This is a genomic window from Nocardiopsis codii, from assembly GCF_036327455.1.
GTDB classification, from domain to species: Bacteria; Actinomycetota; Actinomycetes; order Streptosporangiales; family Streptosporangiaceae; genus Nocardiopsis; species Nocardiopsis codii.
In genome coordinates this window covers 26,008-48,951 of sequence record NZ_JAUZMY010000017.1, presented here as the reverse complement: position 1 = coordinate 48,951, position 22,944 = coordinate 26,008, and the positions used below count along the sequence as shown (strand labels likewise).

Here is a 22,944-nt window from a genome sequence, read left to right as displayed (position 1 = left end):
AACGGGGGTAGCGGAGAGTGAAAAAGGGGGAGCTCGGAAGGGGATGACGGTTCACGCCGGTCTGAATCCCCTCCGCCGTTTCGCGTGCATGACGCTACATCCGCACAGCCTCGGCGTTAAGTCCTATTCCTTGATGACGGTATTCGAGAAGTGAATACTGTGTCTGTTGCACGTTTACGGGGCGCGATGACCCTCACGGTGCCTTTGGGACTCGGCTGCTCCGTGATGGTCCGCAGGACACTGCGGGCGGCCGGCGTGAGCGGGCGGGTCGAGTCCCAGCACACGGCGACCCTGCGCTCCGGCGGCCCCTCCAGACGCCTGATCCTGACACCGCTGGTGTCGGCGATCGACGCCGCCAGCCAGTTGGTGACGCCGACGCCGATGCCCTCGGCGACCATCGACACCAGCGTCTGCGGCTGGTTGGTGGCCTGGATCGGGTCGATCTGCAAACCCCGCTCCTGGAACACCCGGTAGGACTCGAACTCCGAGGTCTCCGGGGCGTCGAGCCGCCCGATGGACACGATGGGGTGCTCCGCGACCGCCTCGACGGGAATGGGGTCGGGAACGCTCCCAAGTGGATGGCCGTCCGCGTGCAGGACCACGAGCGGCTCGGACCACAGGGGAAGGCTGGTGACCGAGGGGGACGTGGGCCGGGGCGACATCGGGCGCAGGTAGAGGTCGATACCCCCGGACGCGAGGGCCTCGTCGAGTTCGAGGGTGGAGCGCTCCACCAGGACCACCTTGACGTCGGGGTCCTCGGCGATGAGGTTCTTGAGGAGGCCGGGGACGAACGCGGCGCTGGCACTCGGGTAGGAGCCGAGGGAGACGATGCCGCGCGTGCCGCCGCGCCAGGGCGCCATGGCGGACTCGGCGGCCTCCAGGGCGCGGAGCACGTTGCGGGCCTGGACGGCGAGGGCGTGGCCCGCCTCGGTGAGGCGGACCGGGCGCTTCTTCCGGTCGAACAGGGGCTGGCCGATCTCGCGTTCGAGCGCGGCCACGTGCTGGCTGACACGCGGCTGCGATCTGCGGGTGGACTCGGCTGCGGCGACGAAGCTTCCGGTGTCGATGACGGCCAGGAAGGAGACGAACCACTCCAGCCGGATGTCCGCGTCGAGCACGGTCGGATCTCACTCTCGAAGATGTTCGGGCGGGCGGGCGCGGGGCCGCGGCTCCGCCCGGGGCGGCGACCGGAGGCTGCGCGTCCGGGAGGGGCGGAGCCGGGAGTCGGGGAAAGAGGCGCGGCAGAACTCGGAAAAGCCGAGATCAGAGGCGTGGAAAAGGGGGTCGGGGGGTTCGGGAAGGGGCGTTGCGGCGCTCGGGGAATCGGACTTCCGGGCCCCGGGAAGGGGGACGCGGGGGAGGTTTCGCGTGGGTCGGGCGTGACACACGTTATATCCATCAGAAGCAGAAAGTGTTCACCGTTTCGCCCCATAAGTACATAAAACGGACTTCTCTCGTCAACGGTGTCGACTATCCAGGATCCTGATCCCGGTATGCCGAAAACAGGCACGGAATCCTCCGCCGCGGGCCGGTGCAGCGGGCCGGTGCCGGGCCCTCCGCCCGCCCCCGCGCGACCGGTCGCCGGAGGACGACACGGCCGAACCCCCGTTCGCCCGCCCCCGCGCGACCGGCCGCCCGCAGCGGGGGGCGTGACGGCGTCCGCTCGATGGGGGGACGGGGAACTTGCTAGGTTTCCGTGTGTCCCCCGTCGGCGCCACTCCCGTCAGCCCGGCGCTCCCCGAACCGAAAGCCACCCATGCGACTGATCCCGTCCTCTCCCCTGTCGTGCCTGGGCACGGCCGTCGTCGCCGTCGTCGTCGGCGGATTCGTCCTCGTCGGCTGCGACGTGGTCGACACCGACGAATTCGACATGGACTTCAGCTTCTTCTCCGGAGACGGCGAGGAGTCACCGGACGAGGACCCCAGCGCCGGCCCCAGCCCCGGGGAGGGCGAAGAGGAGGAGGCGGACCAGGAGGCCTCGTCCTACGGGCTCCCCGAGTCGTGCGAGGCCGCCGGCGCCGCCGAGGTCGTCGGGGACCTGGCCCCCGGCCCCGTCCTCGCCGAGGACGTCGGCCCGGTGGAGGGGATCGACGACGCCGAGCAGGTGGTGTGCTCCTTCAGCGACGGCAGCGGGACGGCGGGCTCCCCCTCGCTCACCCTGGTGTTCACGGCCAACGCCGACCCGAGCACCAACCCGGACGTCGTCCAGGTGCCCGGCGCCGAGGAGGAGATGAACTGGGAGGTGGACATCGACGTGGACGTGGACAGCTACCACACCGACGAGTCCGACTCCCTGGGCGGCGACCTGGAGTACGTGGGCACCGTGGACGGGTCGAGCCGCAACCTGTACCTGTCGCTGCCGGGCGACCTGTACGTGACCGTGATCGCCTACGGCGAGGAGGTCCCCCGCGAGGACCTGGAGCGGATCGTCATGCAGGCCGCCGAGCGCGTCCGCGGCTGACCGGGGACGGGGCGGGACCTCCCGGGCCGGCGGGTCGCGGACCGGGGCCACCGGCACAGCCGGTGGCCCCGGCGGCGTCCCTCGGGCGCTCAGCCACCGGAGATCGGCCGTCTCACAGCTGATCGGCCGGATCGGCCTTCGCGGAGGGGTCGGACGGCTCGGACGGCTCGGGCTGCTCGGACTGCTCGGACCGCGTCTCCCCCTCGACCGACCCGTACCCGCCACCACCGCCGTCGGAGCCCGATCCGGGACAGCCCGCGGTGAGGATGGTGACGGCCGCTGCGGCCAGCGCCCCACCGAGGACCCGGGACGCGCTCCGGAGCAGGGCGCCCCGCCGATCGTCGTACATGACTCTTCCCGTCCGTGGCCTGCCGGTGTTCCGGTCACGCGGGCGGGACACCATCGAACGCCACCAATAGTAGTTAATGCACTACTGATCGTAATCACACGGGGTGCGGTGACCCCGGACGGACGCCCCGTGTCGGGGTCCGGTATCGGCCGCGGCCTCGAAACCCACCCCGGGAAACCCGCGAGGGGCCGCCGGCGCGATGCTGACGACCCCTCTCGGACCTCCGTGGCCCCCGGGCCGGGCCTGGTCCACCCCGGGGCTCCCGAAGCTCTCAGAAAGCCTCACAAACTCCCGAAGCCCCGGGAGTCACACATTCCGCGTGGAAACGGATGTCTCCCGGAGGGCCCGAGCCCTCGGCCCCGGCCCTCACGTCACACGGGCGACGTCTCCGGCCGACCCGCTAGTACTCGACGGGGACCTCCTCGAACTCACCGAACGGCCCTGCCCGCAGGGTCAGCTCCTCCACGTCCACCGGCGGAGCCGGGAAGACCGCGACGAGGTTGTAGGTGTTGCCCGGCTGGAGCATGTGGACCTCCTCGGCGAAGCTGCTGTAGCGGCCCTCCCCGAAGTCCATCTGCGCCACGTAGCGCACCAGCCCGCTCTCCGGCTCCAGGAGCTGGAAACCGCCGAGCGTGCCCTTGTTGAACTGCTCCGGACCACCGGCCTGGACGGCCTCCTGGCCGCCCATGTCCGGGATGGTCGGCTCGTCGGTGGTGTTGGTCAGCGCCACGGTGCCGATCACGTACGCGCCGTCGCGGCGCAGCGGGTAGACCTCCAGGCGCACGCCGTCGAGCTCACCCTCGGCCACCACGGACCCCGGGTCGGCGTCGTACGGGGCCGGCCAGGTGACGTTGCGCTGCGCGACGCCCAGCCCGTCGTCGTCGTACTCCTCTTCCTCCGTCGCCTCGACCGTCGTGTTGAACACGTACGAGAACTCGACGCGGCGGTTGCGGGCGCGGGCCTCGTCGTCGTCGGGCCCTCCCTCGCGGGCGACCGGCTCACGCTTGCCCCGGCCCTCGACCTCCAGGGTGAAGTCGGTGCCCAGCTCCTCGGCGAGGAGGTCGCGGACGCTCTCCGCCCGCTGGACCGAGAGGGTGTCGTTGTAGGAGTCGTCACCGATGCCGTCGGTGTGCCCGATGACGGTGATGGTCGGCTCGTCCGGGTCGACGTTCGAGGCCAGGGTGGTGGCGGCCCGGCGCACCACGTCCTCGGCGTCCGCCGTCAGGTCGGAGCGGTCGAACTCGAACATGACGTCCGAGTGCAGGGAGATGATCTCCCGGTCGCCGTCCCGGGTGGTGGAGGCGATCTCGGAGTCCACGAAGCTCTGCACCCAGCCCTCGTCGGCCACCGCGTCCTCGTCGGGGCGGCGGTTGACGAAGGTGAGGTTCTCACCGCGGGGCGGCGGGTTGTCCAGGCTGAGGTGGTCGGGCCCGTTGGGGCTCTCCGGGTCCGGCCGCTCCTCCTCCACGTCCTGGACGGGGATGCCCGTCATCGCGCCGAGGCCGCTGCCGACGAAGGTCACCTGCTGGACCTCGTCGGGGATACGGGGGAAGTAGCGCACGTACTCGTTGGTGACGCCGTCGTGGACCGGGTACAGGCCGTCCTCGTTCGGGCTCTCCGACCCGTACTTGAGGCCGCCGTCGTCCAGGAACTGGCGGTAGACCCGGCCGCTGAGCGGGTCGACGAGGGTGTGGGCCATGCTCAGGTTCCGGTTGGGCCCGGAGAACTCGTCGGGGTAGGTCACCTCGTAGTACATGACGGTGTAGTCGTCGGTGCGCTCCAGCCCGGTCACGGCGAAGTGCATCTCCGTGTCCTGGCCGGTGTCCTGGAAGATGCGCCCCTCGCGCACGTAGGGGAACTCCTCCCTGACCGTCGGAGGCCCCGACGCGTCTCCGAACGTCTCGGACCACCAGTCGGATATGTCCGCGGTGATCGTGCAGCCGCTGAGCAGCAGGCTGCCCGAGACCATCAGCGCGACCACGGTGATGGGCGTCTTCCGCGCCATGTGGGGGAACTCCGATCGTTGAGGGAGGCGTACCGGCAACATCCTCCAGCACTCGGAAGGCCGAACCGACCGCCCCGTCCCCGGTTGGCGGGATACCGGCCGCTCGGAGGGGGGATGTCCGGGAATCGGGAGGACGTGGCCGGGGAGGAGCACCAGGGGGCCCGGCGTCCACGCGCCCGGAGTGCGGGACCCTCTCGCGTGGCCGGGCCCGGACACCCCCGTGACGGTCGGCTCCGGTCCCTGATCCGCTCGATGAGCGCCGGACAGCCCCCGGAGCTGCACCAACCGGGGCGTCCTCGGCCGAGAACCCGCCCCGGGAACCCCGCCCGCCGATGGCAGAACATCTGTGAGCTGCGAAGACACCAAGGGCGGGTGGCATACCGCCATCAAGGTCCGCGAGTCTCCCCGGGCCCGGCGACCCGGCCGGCCACCGGCCGGGGCGAGAAACATCTCCCTACTCGCCGCAGGTCCCGGGCGTGTCGCGTCCTTCAGGGCGGCGTGAGCCCGGTAGGCAGGAGGGTATGAACAAGAACGAACTCATCGACTCCATCGCAGAATCGGCGGACCTGCCCAAGTCCGTGGCCTCCAAGACCCTGGACGCCACCATCGAAGCGATCACCGGCGCTCTCCAGCAGGGCGACGACGTCACCCTGGTCGGCTTCGGCACCTTCAGCGTCAAGGAGCGCGCCGAGCGCACGGGCCGCAACCCCCAGACCGGCGCCGCCATCAAGATCGCGGCGGCCAAGGTGCCCTCCTTCAAGGCCGGCAAGGGTCTCAAGGACTCGGTGAACTAACCCCGCAACCCGGAGATCACGGGACTGCCACGACCGGCCCCCGGCAACGCGACGTTGCCCGGGGCCGTTTCTGTGCCGTCCGCCGTGCCGGACGCTGCGCCGCCCGCTGTTCCGGACGCCGACGAGGTCCGCTCGTCAGCGGCCGGAGAACCGCCGTCGCCCCCGCGCACGTCGCCGGGCCGCGCCCCGGCGACGCCACGGATTGCGGCGGCGGCAACGGCGGCGGCCCTGGCCACGGACGCCCCGGTGGGAGATTCTTGGTGCCATGTCCACACAGAGGTCCCCCAGGTCGTCCGAGCCCCCTTCCCCGCCGTTCCCCGGGCGGTGGGCGGGGCCGGTCGTCGGCCTGCTCGTCGTCGGCGCGGCGCTGGGGACCGCCCAGCTGGCCGCCGCCGTGGTCCGGGCCTCCTCCCCCGTGGTGGCGGTGGGCGACGCCGTCGTGGACCTGAGCCCCACGTGGCTGGTGGAGACGGCGATCGGGCTGTTCGGGACCGCCGACAAGGCGGTGCTGCTCGCGGGCGTCGTGGTCCTCCTCGCGCTGTCCGGCTGCGCACTGGGGACGGTGGCGCTGCGGCGCCCCGCCGCCGGGTACGCGGGGCTGGCGGTGTTCGCGGCCGCCGGGCTGGCGGCGACCTGGGTGCGCAGGGCCGACGACCCCGGTGCGGCGCTGCCCGTGGTGTGCGCCGCCCTGGCCGGGGCCGCCGCGCTCGCGGTGCTGCTGCGGAGCCTGGGCGGGCCGACGGCGGGTTCGAGTGCGGGCCCGGGTGCCGGGGAGGTCGAGGACCGTGGCGCTGACGCCGCCGCCGGAGAGAGCGGAGCCGGTGGGGGCGACGGGACCGGGGAGAGGGCGGAGCCCGAGGGGACCGGAGGGCGGTCCGGGACCGACGGGGCAGGAGAGGCCGCGGCCGGGACAGCGCCGACCGGCACGGGGCGCCGCTTCGTCCTCACCGCCGCCGGGGTCCTCGCCGCCTCGGGCGCGGCGGGCGCGCTCGGCCTGCGACTCCCGTCCCTCCTCGGCGGGCCCGCCGGACAACCCGCCCTGGCCCTGCCCGCCGCCGCCGAACCACTGCCGGCCCTCCCTGCGGGGACGGACCTCGGCATCCCCGGCCTGGCGCCGTTCACCACACCCGCCGACGACTTCTACCGGATCGACACCGCGCTCTCCGTCCCCCGGATCGACGCGTCCCAGTGGGTTCTGAGGATCCACGGCATGGTGGACCGGCCGTTCGAGATCGACATGGACGAACTGCTCGGGCTCCCCCTCGTCGAAGCCGACATCACCCTCTCCTGCGTGTCCAACCCGGTCGGCGGCCAACTCGTCGGCAACACCCGCTGGCTCGGCCACCCCCTCGCCGACCTGCTGCGCCGCGCGGGCGTCCACGCCGGCGCCGACCAGATCCTCAGCACCTCGCAGAACGGGTGGACCTGCGGCACACCCACCGAGACCGTCATGGACGGGCGCGACGCGCTCCTCGCCGTGGGCATGGAGGGCCGGCCCCTCCCCTACGAGCACGGGTTCCCCGCGCGGATGATCGTGCCAGGCCTCTTCGGCTACGTGAGCGCCACCAAGTGGGTCACCGACATCAAGCTCACCCGGTTCGCCGACGAGGACGCGTACTGGGTGGACCGCGGGTGGGCGGAGCGCGGCCCGGTCAAGACCATGTCGCGCGTGGACGTGCCCGGTGACTTCACGCGGACCGCGGCCGGGGACGTCGTCCTGGCCGGTGTGGCCTGGTCCCAGCACACCGGGATCGAGGCCGTCGAGGTCCGCGTGGACGACGGCGAGTGGCGGCCGGCCGAGCTGGCCCGGGTCCCGGGCCCCGACACCTGGGTCCAGTGGGTCGCGGAGACACGGGTCGGCCCGGGGATGCACGCGGTGGAGGTGCGCGCCACCGACGCCACGGGGTACACGCAGTCCTCGGAGGAGGTGGAGACGATCCCGGACGGCGCCGAGGGACGCCACCGCATCCGCTTCACCGCGGAGTAACCCCAGCTCAGGGGCCTCCGCGAAAAACTCCCGAAAAAAGTTCCCGATCGACCCATCCGCCCGGCCACCGGGCCCGAATACCCCACGTGACCACCGAGACACGCGGGACGACGATCCCGCCACGCGACAGGCGACGGACCGTCGTCGGGACAGTCGTGGGGCTCCTCTCCGTGGGCGCCTCACTGGGCGCCGCCGAGTTGGCCTCCGCGCTGGCCCGAACCGCGTCACCGGTGGTCTCGGTCGGCGACGCTGTCGTCGACAACACACCGCCGGCCCTGATGGAGCTGGCGATCTCGCTGTTCGGAACAGCCGACAAGGTCGTACTGGTCTCCGGAATCGTGATCGTGCTCCTCGGTGTCGGGGCCGTGCTCGGCGTCGTGGCGCTCCGGCGCCCGGCGGCCGGGTATGCGGGGCCGGCGGTGTTAGCGGCGGCGGGGCTCGCCGCCGTGCTCCTGCGCCGCGCCGACGACCCGGGGGCCGCGGTTCCCGTGCTCGTCGGCGCGGCGGCAGGGGCCTCGGCTCTCGCGCTGCTCCTCAGGAGTGCGCGGGGCCGCCTCCGTCCGGCGCCGGCGGAGGACGGGCCGGGGGACGCGAGCGGACCGGGCGCCCCGGACGTTCCGGACGTTCCGGCAACCCCCCGAACCACACAGACCACACAGGCCGACGAGGGCGCGCAGGCGGCGGAGAACGCGCCGGGCGAGCCGGTCGCCCGCGGGGCGACGCATACGGAGAACACGCCGGACGGGCAGGACACGCCGGCCACGGCGAGGCCCCAGGACGCCGCCGACCCCCGGCCGGGACCGGCCCGGGGACCGGGGAGGCGCGGCTTCGTCCTCACCGCGACGGGGGTCCTGGCCGCGTCCGGGACGGCCGGCGCCCTCGGGCGGTGGCTGCCCCCGGTCCTCGGCGACGCGGGCGGGCCGTCCTCGCTCGCCCTCCCCGCCGCCGCGGAGCCCCTCGCACCTCTGCCCTCGGGAGTCGACCTCGGCGTGCCGGGCCTGACACCCTTCAGCACCCCCAGCGCCGACTTCTACCGGATCGACACCGCCCTCACGATTCCCCGGGTGGACGCCGAGCGGTGGACCCTCCGCGTGCACGGCCTGGTCGACCGGCCCTTCGAGATCGACATGGACGAACTCCTCGCCGCAGAGCTGGTCGAGGCCGACATCACCCTGACCTGCGTGTCCAACCAGGTCGGCGGGGACCTCGCGGGCAACACGCGGTGGCTCGGGTTCCCCCTCGCCGACCTGCTGCGCCGCGCCGGCGTCCAGTCGGACGCCGACCAGATCCTCAGCACCTCGCAGGACGGGTGGACCTGCGGCACTCCCACCGAGGTCGTCATGGACGGGCGCGACGCGCTCCTCGCCGTCGGCATGGGCGGCGAGGCACTGTCCCCCGTCCACGGATTCCCGGCGCGCATGGTCGTGCCCGGCCTGTACGGGTTCGTCAGCGCCACCAAGTGGGTCACCGACATCAAGCTCACCCGGTTCGCCGACGAGCAGGCCTACTGGGCGCAGCGCGGCTGGGGCGTGCGCGCGCCGATCAAGACCATGTCGCGCGTGGACGTGCCCGCCCCGCTGGACCGCGTCGACTCCGGCGAGGTCGTCCTGGCCGGGGTGGCCTGGGCCCAGCACCGCGGGGTGGAGGCCGTGGAGTTCCGGGTGGACGACGGCGAGTGGGAGACCGCCGAACTGGCCAAGGTCCCGGGCATCGACACCTGGGTCCAGTGGGTCGCCGAGACCGCCGTCGACCCCGGTCGGCACAGCGTCGAGGTGCGCGCGACCGACACCACCGGCCACACCCAGCCCTCGGAGCGGGTCGACCCGGTGCCCGACGGCGCCACCGGCTGGCACCGCGTCCGGTTCACCGCCGAGTAACCACACTTCCGCTGCCCTCCAGGCAGTGGTTCGAGCCAAGCGAAGTTCACACAGTTGAAGGAGAGAACCATGATCCGCAAGAACGCTCTCACTGCCACCGCAGCCGCAGCCGTCCTCGCCTTCGGTCTTTCGGCCTGCGGCGGGATGGAAGGCGACACGGAGGCCGAGACCCCGGCCGCGGGCGGCGCCGAGAGCCCGGGCACGGAGGAGAGCGAGGGCGCCGGCGGCGAGATGCAGGAGGTCGGCGAGAACTTCGGTCCCGGTTGTGCCGACGTGCCCGCCGACGGCGACGGCAGCTTCGAGGGCATGGCCCAGGACCCGGTCGCGACGGCCGCGTCCAACAACCCACTGCTCTCCACCCTCGTGACCGCCGTGGGCGAGGCCGACCTCGTCGACACCCTGAACTCGGCCGAGGACATCACCGTCTTCGCGCCCAGCAACGACGCCTTCGAGAAGATCCCGCAGGAGGACCTGGACGCCCTCCTGGCCGACCAGGAGCAGCTGACCGAGGTCCTGACCTACCACGTCGTCGAGGGACGCCAGGCCCCCGCCGACCTGGAGGAGGGCACGTTCACCTCGCTCCAGGGCGGCGACGTCCTGACCGCCGGCTCCGGCGAGGACTACACGGTCAACGACGACTCCGCCGTCGTCTGCGGCAACGTCCAGACCTCGAACGCGACCGTCTACATCGTCGACACGGTGCTCATGCCCTCCTAGGCTCCGAGCACGGAACCCCCGGGCGGCCCGCGCGTTGACGCCGGGCCGCCCGGGGCCCGTCTTTCCCACGGCCCCCGGAAGCGGAGCCGGAAGAGCACGACCGCGTACCGACCAGGAACGAGGAGCGGATGAACGAGGAAGCCACGGCACCCCGTGGTCCCCGCCGCGTGGAGGGGGCGGAGGTCTCCGGACCGTCCGACCAGGGGCTCACGCGGCTGCTCCGCGATGTGGCCCGCGGCGACCAGGACGCTTTCGGCGAGGTGTACGACCTGGTCAGCCCGGCCGTCTACGGCCTGGTGCGACGGGTCCTGCGAGATCCGGCCCAGTCCGAGGAGGTCGCGCAGGAGGTCATGGTCGAGGTGTGGCGCACCGCCTGCCGCTACGACGAGCGGCGGGGCAGCCCGCACGCGTGGGTAATGACGCTCGCGCACCGGAGAGCCGTGGACCGGGTGCGGTCCGAACAGGCGGCCACGGACAGGGAGGCCCGCGCGGCGGCCGCCGACACGCACCGCCCCTACGACGAGGTGGCCGAGGAGGCCACCAACCGTCTCGAACGGGAACGCGTGCGCCGGTGCCTGGACACGCTGACCGAACTCCAGAGCCAGTCCGTGCGCCTGGCCTACTACGGCGGGTACACCTATCGTGAGGTCGCCCGTCTGTTGTCCACACCGTTGGGCACCGTGAAGACGCGGATGCGCGACGGGCTGATCCGCTTGCGCGACTGCCTGGGGGTGGAGTGGTGAGCAGGAGACTGGGCCAGGACCAGCACATGCTCTCGGGCGCCTACGCCCTGGGGGCGCTGTCGCCGAGCGAGAGCCTGCGGTTCGAGGACCATCTGGCCGACTGCGACTCGTGCGTGCAGGAGGTGCGCGGGTTCGCCGAGACGACGGCCCTGCTGGGTTCCGCGGCGGCGCTCACGCCCCCGGCGGAGCTGCGACGCCTCGTGCTGGAGGAGGTGGCGCGGACACGCCAGCTCGCACCGCCGCCGAAACCACTGCCCGACCCCCGCCCCAGGCGCTGGGGCTGGGGGACGGGCCTGGTGCTGGCCGCGTGCCTGGCGCTCATCGTGGCCCTGGGCGCGGTGGCCGTGGACCAGGTCCGCGAGGTGGAGCAGCTGCGGCAGAACGAACGGCAGATCGCGGCCGTGCTCTCCGACCCGAGCGCCGACCACACCACCGCCGAGCCCATGGAGGGCGTGTCCGTGACCGTGGTGCACTCGGAGGCCAACGGGCAGCTGGTGTTCAGCGCGCACGGCCTGGACCGGTTGGAGGACGAGGACTACCAGCTCTGGCTGACCCGTCCCGACGGCACCGTCTCCTCGGCGGGGGTCCTGTCGGTGGACGAGTCGGGGTTCGTGCTCCCGGTGCTGGCGACCCCGGAGGACGAGGCGACCGACGGCGTGGCCGTCACGGTCGAACCGGAGGGCGGCTCCGAGCAGCCCACCTCCGAGCCGGTGATGGCGATGCCCTTCACGGGCTGACCTCCGGCCGGGGAGGCGGGGCGGCAGCGCCCCGCCGGACCCGGGTCGGGCCGATCGACGGAAGGGGCGGCCCGACCGGGGAGACGCCTGCCGGACCCGTCCGGCCGAAGGACGCGGAAGTGACCCGACCGGGGCCCGCGCGGGGGCGGGGCCCCGGTCGGGTCCCACCGTCCTCGGACGGCGTCCGGCCGGACATCCCGGCCCCGGCCACGCGCCGGGGCCGGGAACGCCTCACGGGACGTACACGCTGAAGGTGGAGAAGCTGTTCCCGAACTCCTCGGTCGCCTGCGGCCGGACCTGGCCCACGACCTCCCCCGAGCAGTCGCGTTCGTAGTAGACGGTGGCCGTCTCGTTCGTCAGGTTGGTGACGGTCTTCGGCTCGAAGGGGCGGAAGTTGTAGCACCCGCCGGGGTTCTCGAAACTCCTCTGACCGATGTCCAGCGTGCCTTCGGCGGCGTGGGCGGGTGCTGCGGTGACCAGGGCCAGCGCGGTGGCAGCGAGAACGGCGGCGATACGCTTCACGTTCGTCCAATCACAGAGTGTCATTACCTGGTGTGTTCATCCCACCGGCCCGACCCCCCGAAACCCCACCGAAAACACCCACAACACCCACCCCCACCTGCACAGATACCGGGACCACCGGGATCTCCCGCGCGCCCGGGCATCCAGCAGCCCGCCTCCGGACGCTGAACGGGGCCGGGTCACGGCGGAGGGTCGGCGCCACGGCCGGGCGGGGAACAGTCCTCGGGGTCAGGCGTCGGCCAGCTCCTCCGGGCGGGGGAGGTCGCGCATCACCGGCGAGAGGGTGAACAGGGCGGCGAGCGCCGACACGAACGCCATCGCCAGGAACACCCGGGTCGGACCCGCCAGGTCGAAGACCATCCCGATCCCGAGGATGCCGACCGGCTGGGAGACCAGCGCCATGAACATCACCGCCCCCAGCACCCGGCCCTGGTACTCGTCGGTGACCGACGCGGCGACGTAACCGTAGAACAGGGCGTTCACGCACGGCACGACGGCGAACACGAGCCCCAGCAACACCCCGAGCGACACCAGGTTCGGGGCGACCGCCAGCCCGAGAGCGCACAACGGGGCGGACCAGGCCGCGGCGAAGAACGTGGAGGACGGCCGCGCCCGCTTGACGACCGCACCGGCGGCGAGAGCACCGACCAGCCCCCCGGCCCCGGCCAGGGAGACCGTGAGCCCGATCTGCACGTGGGTGGCGCCCTGCTCCTCGGCGGTCGCGATGAGCGCCAGGAACGCACCCGACTGCGTGAAACTCAGGTTGAACCCGACGATCCACAGGATCATCGGCCGCAGGATCGGGTGCCGGGCCAGCAGGACGAACCCGCTGACGGTGCCGCGCAGGGTCCACCGTTCGCGCACCGGCGGGCGGCGTGACTGCAGCGGGCCGCGGATGAACAGCACCAGCGCCGCCGACACCAGGTAGGCGAGGGCCTCCGTCACGAAGGGCAGGGCGCGGCCCAGACCGAACAGCGAACCGGCGAGGGGCGCCCCGAGCGCCGTGGTGGTGGAGAACCGGATCTGGTTCTGGGCGGCGGCGTCGGACACCTGCGAGGCCGGGACCAACTGCTTGACGGACGCCATGGCGACCGGGGTGGAGACGCCCATCATCGCCGACGAGCCGACCGCGACCGCCACGATGACGGGAAACGTCACGTGCCCCGTGAACAGCAGGAACGCGAAGAGGCCGAGAAGTGCCAGGCGCCCGACGTCGCAGACCAGCAGGACGGCCCTGCGGTCGAACAGGTCGGCGAGGGCTCCCCCCGCGACGGCGGCGACCATGGCGGTGGCGACCTGCACGGCGCCGATGACACCCGCCTGCGTGGCCGAGCCCGCGAGGAGGAGGACGAGGAGCGGGTAGGCGACCTCACCGCTCTCCTTGCCCAGGCCGGCGAAGAAGCGGCTGGCCCAGAGCGTCTGGAAGTCGTGGTTCCGGAGGAGGGGCCGGATCCCGTCCGAGCCGATCACCGGAGGGGCCCTGTCGGGGAGCGGAGGCGTGCGGTCCCGGTCCGCCGTCATCGCGATCGACTGCCCCGCTCGCAGGCCGGTGGGAGCGGCCTGGCGAGGGGTGGAATTGCCATGCCGTCATTATGCGCATATTGCCCGCATTAGCGAGCTTTGTTGCCTTGGCGGCGGCACCGGGAACCCCCGGCAGCGTCACGAGGGCGCATGAACCGGCCCCACCGCGTCGGGGAACGGGCCGCGAGAGCCCCTCGCACGGGCTCCGACCAGCCGGTCGCCGACCACGGGCTCGGGTACCGCCGGGGTTCGTCGGGTCCTCCGGGGCGGTGGTCCGTCCTCGCCCACCACCCCCCACCAGAACCCCGGCGGCGCACCAGCCCGCGGTGCGGGAGGCCGTGCCGGTGGGGTCGGCCGCGCGGGCGCCGGGGGGACCGCGCGCCGGCGCTCAGCCGGGTCGGCGCCCGGCCGCCGCGGCCTCGATGGTCCACGGCGTGCGCTCGACGTAGGCCACGACGACCGCGACCGCCAGGGAACCACCGGCGACCAGCGCGTACGAGGCGGTCCAGCCGCCGGTCAGCTCGCCGAGCAGACCGAACAGCAGCGGGCCGCCCAAGGCCATCCCGCTGCCCGCGCCCTGCACGAACCCGGACAGGGCCGCCGACCCCTGCGCGGTGGTGCTGCGCGCGTTGATCATCGTCATGGTCACCACGAACAGACTGGTTCCCAGGCCCAGGCAGACCACCCACAGCGGCGCCAGATGCGGCGCCAGTGCCACCCCCAGGTAGCCGACCGCGTACCCGGCGAGGCCGAGGGCCACGATCGGGAAGGTGTTCACGGCGCGCAGGGTGAGGGTCGGCGCGATCAGCCCGAACAGCAGGCTGGAGCCCACCATGAGGGACACCATGGTCCCGGCCATGGCCGCGGTGTGCCCGGCGTCGGTGAGCAGCGCGGGAAGCCAGGTGAACAGGGTGAAGACGTTCCAGGTGACCATGCCGAACAGCAGCGCCATCCGCCAGGCCATGCCGACCCGCCAGATCGGACGGGCCAGGCCCGCGCCGGTGCCGGTGCCGCCGTCCGTGCTCGCGACGCCGGTCCGAGCGCCCCCGGCGCCCGGACCGGCCGCGGCGCCGACGGTGAGGGCGGCCGGGGAGTCCCGGAGGACGCGCCGCCGCTGGAGCACCCACAGCAGTGCGGCTCCCAGGGCGATCACCGACCAGGCTCCCAGGGCGAGGCGCCAGCCCACCGCCTCGGCGAGGGGCACGGCGACCAGGGGCGGGAACAGGGCTCCCGCGTGGATCGCGACCATCTGGACCGTACTCAGGGCCGCCAGGCGGTCGGGGAAGTACTGCTTGATCAGCGGCGGGAGCACGACGTTGCCCAGCGCCGCACCGGTCAGGGCGATGCCGGTGAGGACCAGCAGGGTTCCGGTGTCGGGGGCGAAGGCGCGCACGACCTGCCCGGCACCGGTGAGCAGCATGCTCAGCGCGGCGGTGGCCTCCGGGCCCAGCCTGCGCATGATCGCGGGCGTGACCAGCCCGAACACCGCGAAGGCGATCAGGGGCAGGGTGCCGAAGACACCGACGACGACGGCGGTGAAGCCGAACTCCTCCCCCACCGTGGTCAGCAGGGGGGACAGCGAGGTGACCACCAGGCGCAGGTTGAGTGCCGCGCAGATGATCGCGATGAGGGCCAGGGTGCGGCCACGGGTCTGCGGACGCGCCGACGATCGGTCGGCGGCGGTCGCGACGGAGGAAGGTCTCACGGTACGGACGTCCCTTGTGTTCTGCGGTGGCGCTTCCTCGCGCCAGAGCTGGGCCGAACGGCGGGGCGACGGTGCCTGCTCCGGAAGGATCTTCTTCCTCGGCGAGCCAAATACGACCTTTTCGCTCAAATGTTAATCATAACCCGGCTGTATACACAAGATTCCGTACTTAATACGGATACAATGCCTGCATGCCTGATCTTGACGAACTTGATACGGCGATTCTGGCCGAACTCCAGTCGGACGCACGAAAAACCAACCGGGATGTGGCCGCCGCGGTCGGCGCATCACCCACGACGACCCTGGATCGGACCCGCGCACTGCGAGAAAAGGGTGTGATTCGCGGCTCAATCCTGGACGTGGACCTGGAGAGGATCGGCCGCCCGGTGCAGGCGCTCATCACCGTGAGCGTCGTGAAGCCCTCGCGCCACAACATCGAGGCCTTCCGGGACTGGGTCCGCTCCCTGCCCGACACCCTCTCCGTGTTCGTCACCTCGGGCAGCGAGGACTTCCTGGTCCACGTCGCGCTGCCCGACAACAACAGCCTGTACGCGTTCGTCATCGACAAGCTGACCGAGCGGCCCGAGGTCGCGGACGTGCGCGCGTCGATCGTCTACGAGCACCTGCGCAACGACCGCATCGCCCCGTCCACGGCGCCCACCCGCCGACGCTGAACCCGGCCGGCCCCGGCATCGCGGTGCCGGGGCCGCGGTGCCGGGGCCGGGACCCCGGGTCGGGGCCCCCGCACCCGGCGGGGCCCCGGGTCGGAGCGGGCCGGGTACGGGGGGCTAGCCTTTCCGGGTTCCCCACCCGACCCCCGGAATCACCCAATGACCCCCTCCGTCGTGGCCGCAGTGCTGGTCGCCGCCCTGCTCCACGCCGGGTGGAACGCGATCGCCCACGCCATCACCGACCGCCTGCTCGGCTTCGCCCTCATCGGGCTCGGCGGGATGCTCGCCACCCTGCCCCTCCTCGCGGTGGTCGGCCCGCCGCCCCGGGAGGCCTGGCCCGTCCTGCTCGCGTCCCTGGCCACCCACCTGCTGTACATGACCCTGCTGATGGCGTCCTACCGCACCGGGGAGTTCGGCCAGGTGTACCCGGTGGCGCGGGGCACCGCCCCGTGGGTGGTCGCGCTCGTCGGCGTGACGCTCCTCGGCGAGTCGATGCCCCTCCCCGACCTGGTGGGAGTCCTGACCGTCTCCGCCGGACTCATGACCCTCGTGTTCGCGGGCGGGCGTCCCACCCGCGCACAGGTCCCGTCGCTGGTGGCGGCGTTCGCGACCGGGCTCGGCATCGCCACCTACACGGTGGTCGACGCCTACGGCGTACGCCTCACCGAGGACCCTCTGGGCTACATCACCTGGATCATGCTTCTCCAGGGACCGGTGTTCTTCGTGGTGGCGGTGTTCACCCGGAGGGGCGCGCTCCTTCGCCAGCTCAGACCGCTCTGGAAGGCCGGCCTCCTCGGCGGCGCCGTCAGCGCCGCCGCCTACGGGCTGGTCCTGTGGGCGCAGCTCAGCGGGGCGGTGGCGGGCATCGCCGCACTGCGCGAGACGAGCATCGTCTTCGCCGCGGCGCTGGGCGCGCTGCTGTTCCGGGAGAGGTTCGGCCCGGTGCGGATCGCGGCCTCCGCCATCGTGGTCGCCGGGGTTCTCCTCCTGGCGCTCTGAACCGCCGCCCCGACCCCCGTGTGCCCGTGCGCGGGCGGCGGTGGCGGGGGCCGACCGGAGCGCGACCGGCGCGGTGCGGGCCTCCCACGTGCGCGGCAGCGGGCACCCCGCCACGGACCCCGCGCCACCGCCCCTCCGGACGCTCCGCCCGGGGTCCGTACGGACAGCGGAGGGACAGCCACGTATCGTATTCGATGTGACCCGAGTCTCATCGCATTCCGCACCCCAGTTCGCCGCCGCCCGAGCGGTCTGGCAGAACCTGGGCCTCCCGGGGCTCATCGACGTCCACACGCACTTCATGCCCCCCAACGTGCTGCGCAAGGTGCGGAACCACTTCGACGCCCTCGGCGGGCTGTGGCCCCTGACCTACCGCGGGAACGAGGACGAATGCCTCGCCCTGCTCCGGGGGTTCGGCGTCCGGCACTTCACGGCACTCTCGTACCCGCACCGCCCGGACATGGCCGCCTGGCTCAACGGCTGGGCGGGCGGCTTCGCGGACCGGACTCCGGACTGCCTGCGCAGCGCCACCTTCTACCCCGAGCCCGACGCCCACGACTACGTGTCCGCCGCCCTCCAGGCGGGCGCCCGCGTGTTCAAGGCCCACCTCCAGGTCGGCGGCTACGACCCGCGCGACCCCCTGCTCTCCGACGTCTGGGGCACCCTCGCCGACAGCGGGACACCCGTGGTGGTCCACTGCGGTTCCGGCCCCGAACCGGGCCGCTTCACCGGACCGGGGCCCTTCGCCGAGGTCCTGGGCGAACACCCCCGGCTGACCGCCGTCATCGCACACGCCGGGGCCCCGGAGTACACCGCGTTCCTCGACCTCGCCGAGAGGTACGACCGCGTCCACCTCGACACCACGATGGTGTTCACCGACTTCGCCGAGGCACGGGCGCCCTTCCCCTCCGACGCCCTGCCCCGCCTGGCGGACCTGCACGACCGCGTCCTGCTGGGCACCGACTTCCCGAACATCCCGTACCACTACCCCGAGCAGCTCCACGCCCTCGCCGGCCTCGGCCTGAGCCCGGACTGGCTGCGGGCCGTCCTCCACGGCAACGCGGCCCGGCTGTTCGGGCTGTGAGCCTCCAGAACCCGGAGAACCGCAGACACAGAGAGAAGGCACCATGGAACTCGCCCTCACCCCCCTGGAGTTCGCCCGCCGGACACGAAGACTGCACCCGGACCGCGAGGCGGTGGTCGACCGGGACCTCCGGCTGACCTACGAGGAGTTCTTCGACCGGTGCGACCGCTGGTCGTCGGTCCTCCAGCGCATGGGGGTGGCCAAGGGCGACCGGGTCGCCTACATCTCCCCCAACACCCACGCGCAGCTGGAGTCCTTCTACTCGGTACCGCAGCTCGGGGCGGTCCTGGTGCCGGTGAACTTCCGCCTGTCCGCCGACGACTTCGTCTACATCGCCAACCACTCCGGGGCGAAGGTCCTGTGCGTGCACGCCGACCAGCTCGACGCCGTCGACGGTGTCCGCGACCAGCTGCCGGACGTGGAGCGGTTCGTCGCCCTGGAGGGGGCACGGCCCGGCTGGGAGGACTACGAGGCCCTGGTCGCGGAGGCCTCACCGGAGTTCGACCCCCCGGTCATCGAGGAGACCGACCTCCTCACCGTCAACTACACGAGCGGGACCACCGCGCGCCCCAAGGGCGTGATGATCACCCACCGCAACGCGTACATGAACTCGGTGGGCACCCTGCTGCACCTGCGGATGGGCATCGGCGACCGCTACCTGTGGACCCTGCCGATGTTCCACGCGAACGGATGGACCTACACGTGGACGGTGACGGCCGCGTCCGCCACCCACGTGTGCCTGCCCGCGATGGACCCCGCCACCGTGTACGACCTGATCCGCGACGAGGGCGTCACCTGGCTGTGCGCCGCTCCCACCGTGCTCATCATGCTGTCCAACGCCCCGGAGCGGGTGCGCGGCAAGGTGCCCTCCGGCGTGCACGTGGTCACCGCCGGGGCGTCCCCGGCCGCCGACACGATCGAACGCCTGGAGGACGGTCTCGGGTGGACCGTCACCCACGTCTACGGGCTCACCGAGACCACGCCCTTCATCAGCGTGTGCGAGCCCCGCGCCGAGCACGACGGACTGTCCGTGCGCGACCGCGCCGCCGTCAAGGCCCGCCAGGGAGTCGAGCTGATCACCTCCGGGGAGCTGCGGGTGGTCGACGGGACCGGGAGGGAGGTCCCCTGGGACGGCACGACCGTCGGGGAGATCACCGTGCGCGGAAACGTGGTCATGAAGGGGTACTACAACGACCCCGCGGCCACCGAGTCGGCGATGGGCGACGGCTGGTTCCACACGGGGGACGCCGCGGTCACCCACCCGGACGGGTACGTGGAGATCCAGGACCGGATCAAGGACGTCATCATCTCCGGCGGCGAGAACATCTCCTCCGTCGAGGTGGAAGGGGTCCTGCTGCGGCACCCGGCGGTGCTGGAGGCCGCCGTCGTCGGGGTCCCGCACGAGCGCTGGGGCGAGACGCCGAGAGCGTCCGTGGTGCTGCGCGAGGGCGGGTCGGTCACGGAGGAGGAGCTGATCGCCTTCGCGCGCGACAACCTGGCGCACTTCAAGGCGCCCACGCAGGTGGAGTTCCTGGACCGGCTCCCGAAGACCGCCACCGGCAAGATCCAGAAGTTCGTCCTGCGCGGCGGCGCCTCCGCCGTGTCACGGCAGTAGGCGGCCGGACGGGGCCGGTGGCCGGCGCGACCACCGGCCCGCGCCGACGCGCCCGGCGGGCCGCGCCACGGCGCCCGGTCGCGTCACTCCGACGGGCCGAGCACCATGAACCCGGCTCCGAAGGGGTCCGCGCAGTTCGCGATCCGCCCCACCCCCGGCGTGTCCTCCGGCTCCGTGTACACCTGTCCGCCCGCGTCCCCGACCCGGGCCACGGCCGCGTCGCAGTCGTCCACCCGGAACACCGGGATCCAGAGCGCGGTGCCCGCGGCGTCGGACAGCCTGGCCGGATCGACCGGCATGATCCCGCCGTGGACACTCTCCTTCCCGGTGCCCTCCGGCCCGACCAGCGTGTACTCGTCCGCCCCGGCCAGGGCGAAGTTCCGGAACGCCCACCCGAAGAGCCCGCCGTAGAAGGAGCGCGCCCCCGCGCCGTCGGGAGTCCACAGGTCGAGCCAGCACAGGGAGCCGGGACGGTCGGCGGCGTCGAACCCGGCGAACGTCCCCTCCTGCCAGACCGCGAAGTGCCCTCCCTGCGGGTCCAGGAAGTGGGCCATCCACCCGAGCCCCATGACGTCCAGGGGCTCGACCAGCACCGTCCCGCCGAGCCGGCGCACGGCGTGCGCCGCGGCCCCCGCGTCCGGGACGGCGAAGTAGACGGTCCACGAGGGCTGCTCGCCCTCCTCCATCAGCGGGCCGAGCCCGCCGACGTTGTTTCCGGCCAGCCGCGCGAAGCGGTAGCCGCCCGTGTTCGGCCCCGCCGAGGTGTCGGTCCACCCGAACACCTCCCTGTAGAACGCGGCGGCGGCGCCGACGTCCGGTGCGGCCAGCTCCAACCAGCAGGGCGAACCGGGTGTGAAGTGGTTGGTGATCATGGCAGTCCCCTCCGTGGTCCTCCCCGGCCGCGGCCCTCGCCGGGCCCCGGCCTCGCGGTACGGCGCACCCCGGCCGCCGGTCGGGTTCACATCGGCGAGGGGGCGAGCAGGACGAACCCCGAGCCGAACACGTCGGCGCACACGGCGAGCCGCCCCACCCCGGGCGTGCTCTCCGGCCCCATGTACACCTGTCCGCCCGCCGACCGGACCCTCTCCACGGCCGCGTCGCAGTTCTCGACCGCGAACACCGGGTGCCAGTCCGCGGCCCCGCCGGTGGCGGCGAGCCCGTCGGGCTCGACCTGCATGATCCCGCCGTGCGCCCGCTCCTGCCCCAGCCCCGCGGGGGTGAGGATCGTGTACGTCCCGGCCTCCCCCGGCAGGGCGAAGTCGGTGAAGCCCCACTTGAAGAGCTCACCGTAGAACTCCCGTGCTCCGGCGGCGTCGGGGGTCCACAACTCGACCCAGCACAGCGTCCCCGGCCGGTCGACGGCGTCGAAGCCCTGGAAGGTGGCGGCCTGCCAGGTCCCGAGGTAGCCGCTCTGGGGATCGGTGAACTGCGCCGTGCGGCCGAAGCCGAGGACGTCGAACGGCTCCACCACGAGGGTTCCGCCCAGCCGTTCCACGGCGAGGACCGTGTCGTCGACGTCGGGGTCGGCGAAGTAGACCGCCCAGGCCGGCCGCTCGCTCTCACCCATCACCGGGCCGAGCCCGGCCACGATGGTGCCGTCCAGGCTCAACATCCAGTACCCGACGCTCTCGGGGCCGGTCGGGACGACCTCCCATCCGAACAGCTCCCGGTAGAACGCGGCCGAGGCACTGGCGTCGGGCGAGGACAGCTCGATCCAGCAGGGCGAACCGGGCACGAAGTCGGTGGTGATCATCGGAATCCCTTCTCCGTTATACGCACACCACTTCCGAGTGTGACGCCGATGGCGGGCCCCCCGGGGATCGGGGCGGCAAAGTCTCCGACAACTCACCTTGGCGGGGCCACGCCCCCGGAACGCGGCCGGGAACCGCGCAGGACGGAGCCGCACGGGCCCCGCGCCCGGTGGGGACCGCGACGCCGCGCTCCGGAGCCCCGGGCGTCAGGAACGGCCGGGGAGGGCGACGTGGACGCGGTGCGGGCCGCCGTAGTGGCGCCCCTCCCCCACGGGCAGGAACCCCAGGCGGGCGGCGAGGCGGAGGCTGGGGGCGTTGTCGACGTGGACCAGCGCCCAGACCGAGCGCAGGCCCAGGTCGTCGAGGCCGTGGCGGAGCAGGACGCCGGCCGCCTCGGTGGCCAGGCCCCGCCCGCCGTGGTGGGCGGCCAGGTACCAGCCGATCTCCGGCAACCCGCCGGGCAGTTCGGCCGAGGGCCTCAGGTGCGCGAGGCCGACGAGGTCGCCGCCGAGGAGGACCGCCCAGTGGCCGAGTTCCGACGGCCCGTCGTAGGCGAGCCGGTTGCCGACCATCTGACGGGCCAGGGCCGGGTCGGAGAGGTCGGCCCCCAGGAGGGCGCTCATGGCCGGGTCGGCGAACAGGTCCACGACGGCGTCGGCGTGCCGCTCCACGAGAGGTTCCAGGACCAGGCGGTCACCGGACAGGCGCTTCTGCTTCCCCACCATGCGGCCACCCCGGACTCAGCGCTTGAAGTGGACGTACAACCGGCCGAAGTTCTTACCACGATGCACGTACGAAGGGGCCATCTCAGAGCTTGCGGTAGACCTCGCGCCGATGGGTCACACGCAGCGCCACCACAAGCAGGCGACCATCGTCGATCGAGTACACGACGCGGTGATCGCCCACGCGGATACGCCACAGTCCCGGATAGCCGCTGAGCTGACGACATCCGTCGGGACGCGGCACCTCCGCCAACGCCATCACGGCCGCGTACACCCGGCGAGCAACGGGTTTGTCCAGTTTGCCGAGCTCTTTGCGAGCTCGACCGTCGAACCCGACCTCGAACGCACGCGATCCTTCATGCATCACAAGCCGAGTTCCCTGGCCACATCCTCAGCGGACACGACTTCAGCGTCACCGGACCGGATCTCCTCCAGCCTCTGGTGGGCGATCCGCCCGTCTTCGAGATCGATCATCTCCTCGTAGGCCTCGACCAGCTCGATCGGAACGATCGCGGCGACCCGCTCATGCTTACGCCCACGTGTCACATAGGTGACCTCGTCTCCATAGGCGGCTCTGTTCACACGTTCGGAGAAGTGGTCACGGGCTTGGGCCACGGACAGCTCGACACGATCAACACTCATGCCATCATTATGCGCCAAGTTGGCCAACTTGGCGACCCTTGGGTG

At 72.4% G+C, this 22,944-nt stretch carries 22 protein-coding genes and 1 pseudogene; 12 read left to right on the top strand and 11 right to left on the bottom strand.

From position 1 onward, the window contains the following. Positions 1-116: 116 nt before the first annotated feature. Positions 117-1,118, bottom strand: a complete 1,002-nt coding sequence (locus Q8791_RS17690) for a LysR family transcriptional regulator (RefSeq protein ID WP_330092828.1) — start codon at positions 1,116-1,118, stop codon at positions 117-119. 638 nt (positions 1,119-1,756) lie between these two features. On the opposite strand from Q8791_RS17690, the gene Q8791_RS17685 reads away from it, so the two are divergent. After that, positions 1,757-2,461: a hypothetical protein gene (locus Q8791_RS17685; protein ID WP_330092827.1), complete on the top strand. Its 705-nt coding sequence runs from the start codon at positions 1,757-1,759 to the stop codon at positions 2,459-2,461. Between the two features lie 112 nt (positions 2,462-2,573). Here the strand turns inward: Q8791_RS17685 and Q8791_RS17680 are convergent, their stop codons facing one another. Both Q8791_RS17680 and Q8791_RS17675 read right to left on the bottom strand, forming a co-directional pair. Then, the gene (locus tag Q8791_RS17680) at positions 2,574-2,810 is read right to left on the bottom strand and encodes a hypothetical protein (protein ID WP_330092826.1); all 237 of its coding nucleotides are present in this window, start codon (positions 2,808-2,810) and stop codon (positions 2,574-2,576) included. A 400-nt stretch (positions 2,811-3,210) separates the two neighbouring features. Continuing rightward, positions 3,211-4,815 carry an OmpA family protein gene (locus tag Q8791_RS17675; RefSeq protein ID WP_330092825.1) on the bottom strand — a complete coding sequence of 535 codons (1,605 nt, stop codon included), beginning with the start codon at positions 4,813-4,815 and terminating at the stop codon, positions 3,211-3,213. Between the two features lie 521 nt (positions 4,816-5,336). On the opposite strand from Q8791_RS17675, the gene Q8791_RS17670 reads away from it, so the two are divergent. From Q8791_RS17670 to Q8791_RS17645, 6 genes are all read left to right on the top strand, one after another. Then, a complete protein-coding gene (locus tag Q8791_RS17670) occupies positions 5,337-5,609 on the top strand; it encodes an HU family DNA-binding protein (RefSeq protein ID WP_330092824.1) in 273 nt (90 codons plus the stop codon). Between the two features lie 265 nt (positions 5,610-5,874). Next, positions 5,875-7,596: a molybdopterin-dependent oxidoreductase gene (locus Q8791_RS17665; protein WP_330092823.1), complete on the top strand. Its 1,722-nt coding sequence runs from the start codon at positions 5,875-5,877 to the stop codon at positions 7,594-7,596. Positions 7,597-7,673: 77 nt separating this feature from the next. Then, positions 7,674-9,473, top strand: a complete 1,800-nt coding sequence (locus tag Q8791_RS17660) for a molybdopterin-dependent oxidoreductase (protein WP_330092930.1) — start codon at positions 7,674-7,676, stop codon at positions 9,471-9,473. A 69-nt stretch (positions 9,474-9,542) separates the two neighbouring features. Further along, positions 9,543-10,190 (top strand): fasciclin domain-containing protein, encoded by a 648-nt coding sequence (locus Q8791_RS17655; RefSeq protein ID WP_330092822.1) that lies wholly within the window; start codon positions 9,543-9,545, stop codon positions 10,188-10,190. Positions 10,191-10,318: 128 nt separating this feature from the next. Further along, positions 10,319-10,933 (top strand): ECF RNA polymerase sigma factor SigK, encoded by a 615-nt coding sequence (gene sigK / locus Q8791_RS17650; protein WP_330092821.1) that lies wholly within the window; start codon positions 10,319-10,321, stop codon positions 10,931-10,933. Continuing rightward, positions 10,930-11,670: an anti-sigma factor gene (locus Q8791_RS17645; RefSeq protein WP_330092820.1), complete on the top strand. Its 741-nt coding sequence runs from the start codon at positions 10,930-10,932 to the stop codon at positions 11,668-11,670. The genes sigK and Q8791_RS17645 overlap by 4 nt, the downstream gene beginning before the upstream one ends. Before the next feature lie 231 nt (positions 11,671-11,901). Here Q8791_RS17645 and Q8791_RS17640 read toward each other — a convergent pair whose 3' ends face one another. The 3 genes from Q8791_RS17640 to Q8791_RS17630 all read right to left on the bottom strand — a co-directional run bounded on the left by Q8791_RS17640 (position 11,902) and on the right by Q8791_RS17630 (position 15,418). Further along, positions 11,902-12,192 (bottom strand): hypothetical protein, encoded by a 291-nt coding sequence (locus Q8791_RS17640; RefSeq protein ID WP_330092819.1) that lies wholly within the window; start codon positions 12,190-12,192, stop codon positions 11,902-11,904. A gap of 228 nt (positions 12,193-12,420) precedes the next feature. Further along, complete coding sequence (locus Q8791_RS17635; RefSeq protein ID WP_330092818.1) at positions 12,421-13,713, bottom strand: MFS transporter; 1,293 nt, start codon at positions 13,711-13,713, stop codon at positions 12,421-12,423. 388 nt (positions 13,714-14,101) lie between these two features. Further along, on the bottom strand, positions 14,102-15,418 hold the full coding sequence (locus Q8791_RS17630) for an MFS transporter (RefSeq protein ID WP_330092817.1): 1,317 nt from the start codon (positions 15,416-15,418) through the stop codon (positions 14,102-14,104). Positions 15,419-15,609: 191 nt separating this feature from the next. On the opposite strand from Q8791_RS17630, the pseudogene Q8791_RS17625 reads away from it, so the two are divergent. The 5 genes and pseudogenes from Q8791_RS17625 to Q8791_RS17605 form a co-directional block, all read left to right on the top strand. Continuing rightward, positions 15,610-15,750: pseudogene (locus Q8791_RS17625) on the top strand (Lrp/AsnC family transcriptional regulator); the annotation flags it as partial. A 3-nt stretch (positions 15,751-15,753) separates the two neighbouring features. Next, positions 15,754-16,092: an Lrp/AsnC family transcriptional regulator gene (locus Q8791_RS17620; RefSeq protein ID WP_330092929.1), complete on the top strand. Its 339-nt coding sequence runs from the start codon at positions 15,754-15,756 to the stop codon at positions 16,090-16,092. 156 nt (positions 16,093-16,248) lie between these two features. Then, on the top strand, positions 16,249-17,088 hold the full coding sequence (locus tag Q8791_RS17615; RefSeq protein WP_330092816.1) for an EamA family transporter: 840 nt from the start codon (positions 16,249-16,251) through the stop codon (positions 17,086-17,088). Positions 17,089-17,284: 196 nt separating this feature from the next. Next, the gene (locus tag Q8791_RS17610; protein ID WP_330092815.1) at positions 17,285-18,169 is read left to right on the top strand and encodes an amidohydrolase family protein; all 885 of its coding nucleotides are present in this window, start codon (positions 17,285-17,287) and stop codon (positions 18,167-18,169) included. A 43-nt stretch (positions 18,170-18,212) separates the two neighbouring features. Continuing rightward, positions 18,213-19,784, top strand: a complete 1,572-nt coding sequence (locus Q8791_RS17605; protein ID WP_330092814.1) for a long-chain-fatty-acid--CoA ligase — start codon at positions 18,213-18,215, stop codon at positions 19,782-19,784. 83 nt (positions 19,785-19,867) lie between these two features. Here Q8791_RS17605 and Q8791_RS17600 read toward each other — a convergent pair whose 3' ends face one another. The 5 genes from Q8791_RS17600 to Q8791_RS17580 all read right to left on the bottom strand — a co-directional run bounded on the left by Q8791_RS17600 (position 19,868) and on the right by Q8791_RS17580 (position 22,899). Further along, complete coding sequence (locus Q8791_RS17600; protein ID WP_330092813.1) at positions 19,868-20,656, bottom strand: VOC family protein; 789 nt, start codon at positions 20,654-20,656, stop codon at positions 19,868-19,870. Positions 20,657-20,742: 86 nt separating this feature from the next. Beyond that, a complete protein-coding gene (locus Q8791_RS17595) occupies positions 20,743-21,537 on the bottom strand; it encodes a VOC family protein (protein WP_330092812.1) in 795 nt (264 codons plus the stop codon). Positions 21,538-21,741: 204 nt separating this feature from the next. Further along, complete coding sequence (locus tag Q8791_RS17590; protein ID WP_330092811.1) at positions 21,742-22,260, bottom strand: GNAT family N-acetyltransferase; 519 nt, start codon at positions 22,258-22,260, stop codon at positions 21,742-21,744. 82 nt (positions 22,261-22,342) lie between these two features. Continuing rightward, a complete protein-coding gene (locus Q8791_RS17585) occupies positions 22,343-22,621 on the bottom strand; it encodes a type II toxin-antitoxin system RelE family toxin (RefSeq protein WP_330092810.1) in 279 nt (92 codons plus the stop codon). Further along, positions 22,621-22,899, bottom strand: coding sequence for a type II toxin-antitoxin system prevent-host-death family antitoxin (locus tag Q8791_RS17580; RefSeq protein WP_017572915.1), 279 nt, complete (start codon positions 22,897-22,899; stop codon positions 22,621-22,623). Before Q8791_RS17580 ends, Q8791_RS17585 begins: the two co-directional genes overlap by 1 nt. Between the last annotated feature and the right edge of the window lie 45 nt (positions 22,900-22,944).

Excerpts from the sequence above, each read along its gene's own strand:
- Q8791_RS17680 (WP_330092826.1), bottom strand. The coding sequence starts at position 2,810 with ATGTACGACGATCGGCGGGGCGCCCTGCTCCGGAGCGCGTCCCGGGTC.
- Q8791_RS17670 (WP_330092824.1), top strand. The coding sequence starts at position 5,337 with ATGAACAAGAACGAACTCATCGACTCCATCGCAGAATCGGCGGACCTG.
- Q8791_RS17605 (WP_330092814.1), top strand. The coding sequence starts at position 18,213 with ATGGAACTCGCCCTCACCCCCCTGGAGTTCGCCCGCCGGACACGAAGA.
- Q8791_RS17665 (WP_330092823.1), top strand. The coding sequence starts at position 5,875 with ATGTCCACACAGAGGTCCCCCAGGTCGTCCGAGCCCCCTTCCCCGCCG.
- Q8791_RS17600 (WP_330092813.1), bottom strand. The coding sequence starts at position 20,656 with ATGATCACCAACCACTTCACACCCGGTTCGCCCTGCTGGTTGGAGCTG.
- Q8791_RS17615 (WP_330092816.1), top strand. The coding sequence starts at position 16,249 with ATGACCCCCTCCGTCGTGGCCGCAGTGCTGGTCGCCGCCCTGCTCCAC.
- Q8791_RS17585 (WP_330092810.1), bottom strand. The coding sequence starts at position 22,621 with ATGCATGAAGGATCGCGTGCGTTCGAGGTCGGGTTCGACGGTCGAGCT.
- Q8791_RS17595 (WP_330092812.1), bottom strand. The coding sequence starts at position 21,537 with ATGATCACCACCGACTTCGTGCCCGGTTCGCCCTGCTGGATCGAGCTG.
- Q8791_RS17580 (WP_017572915.1), bottom strand. The coding sequence starts at position 22,899 with ATGAGTGTTGATCGTGTCGAGCTGTCCGTGGCCCAAGCCCGTGACCAC.
- Q8791_RS17675 (WP_330092825.1), bottom strand. The coding sequence starts at position 4,815 with ATGGCGCGGAAGACGCCCATCACCGTGGTCGCGCTGATGGTCTCGGGC.
- Q8791_RS17635 (WP_330092818.1), bottom strand. The coding sequence starts at position 13,713 with ATGACGGCGGACCGGGACCGCACGCCTCCGCTCCCCGACAGGGCCCCT.
- Q8791_RS17655 (WP_330092822.1), top strand. The coding sequence starts at position 9,543 with ATGATCCGCAAGAACGCTCTCACTGCCACCGCAGCCGCAGCCGTCCTC.
- Q8791_RS17685 (WP_330092827.1), top strand. The coding sequence starts at position 1,757 with ATGCGACTGATCCCGTCCTCTCCCCTGTCGTGCCTGGGCACGGCCGTC.
- Q8791_RS17590 (WP_330092811.1), bottom strand. The coding sequence starts at position 22,260 with ATGGTGGGGAAGCAGAAGCGCCTGTCCGGTGACCGCCTGGTCCTGGAA.
- sigK (WP_330092821.1), top strand. The coding sequence starts at position 10,319 with ATGAACGAGGAAGCCACGGCACCCCGTGGTCCCCGCCGCGTGGAGGGG.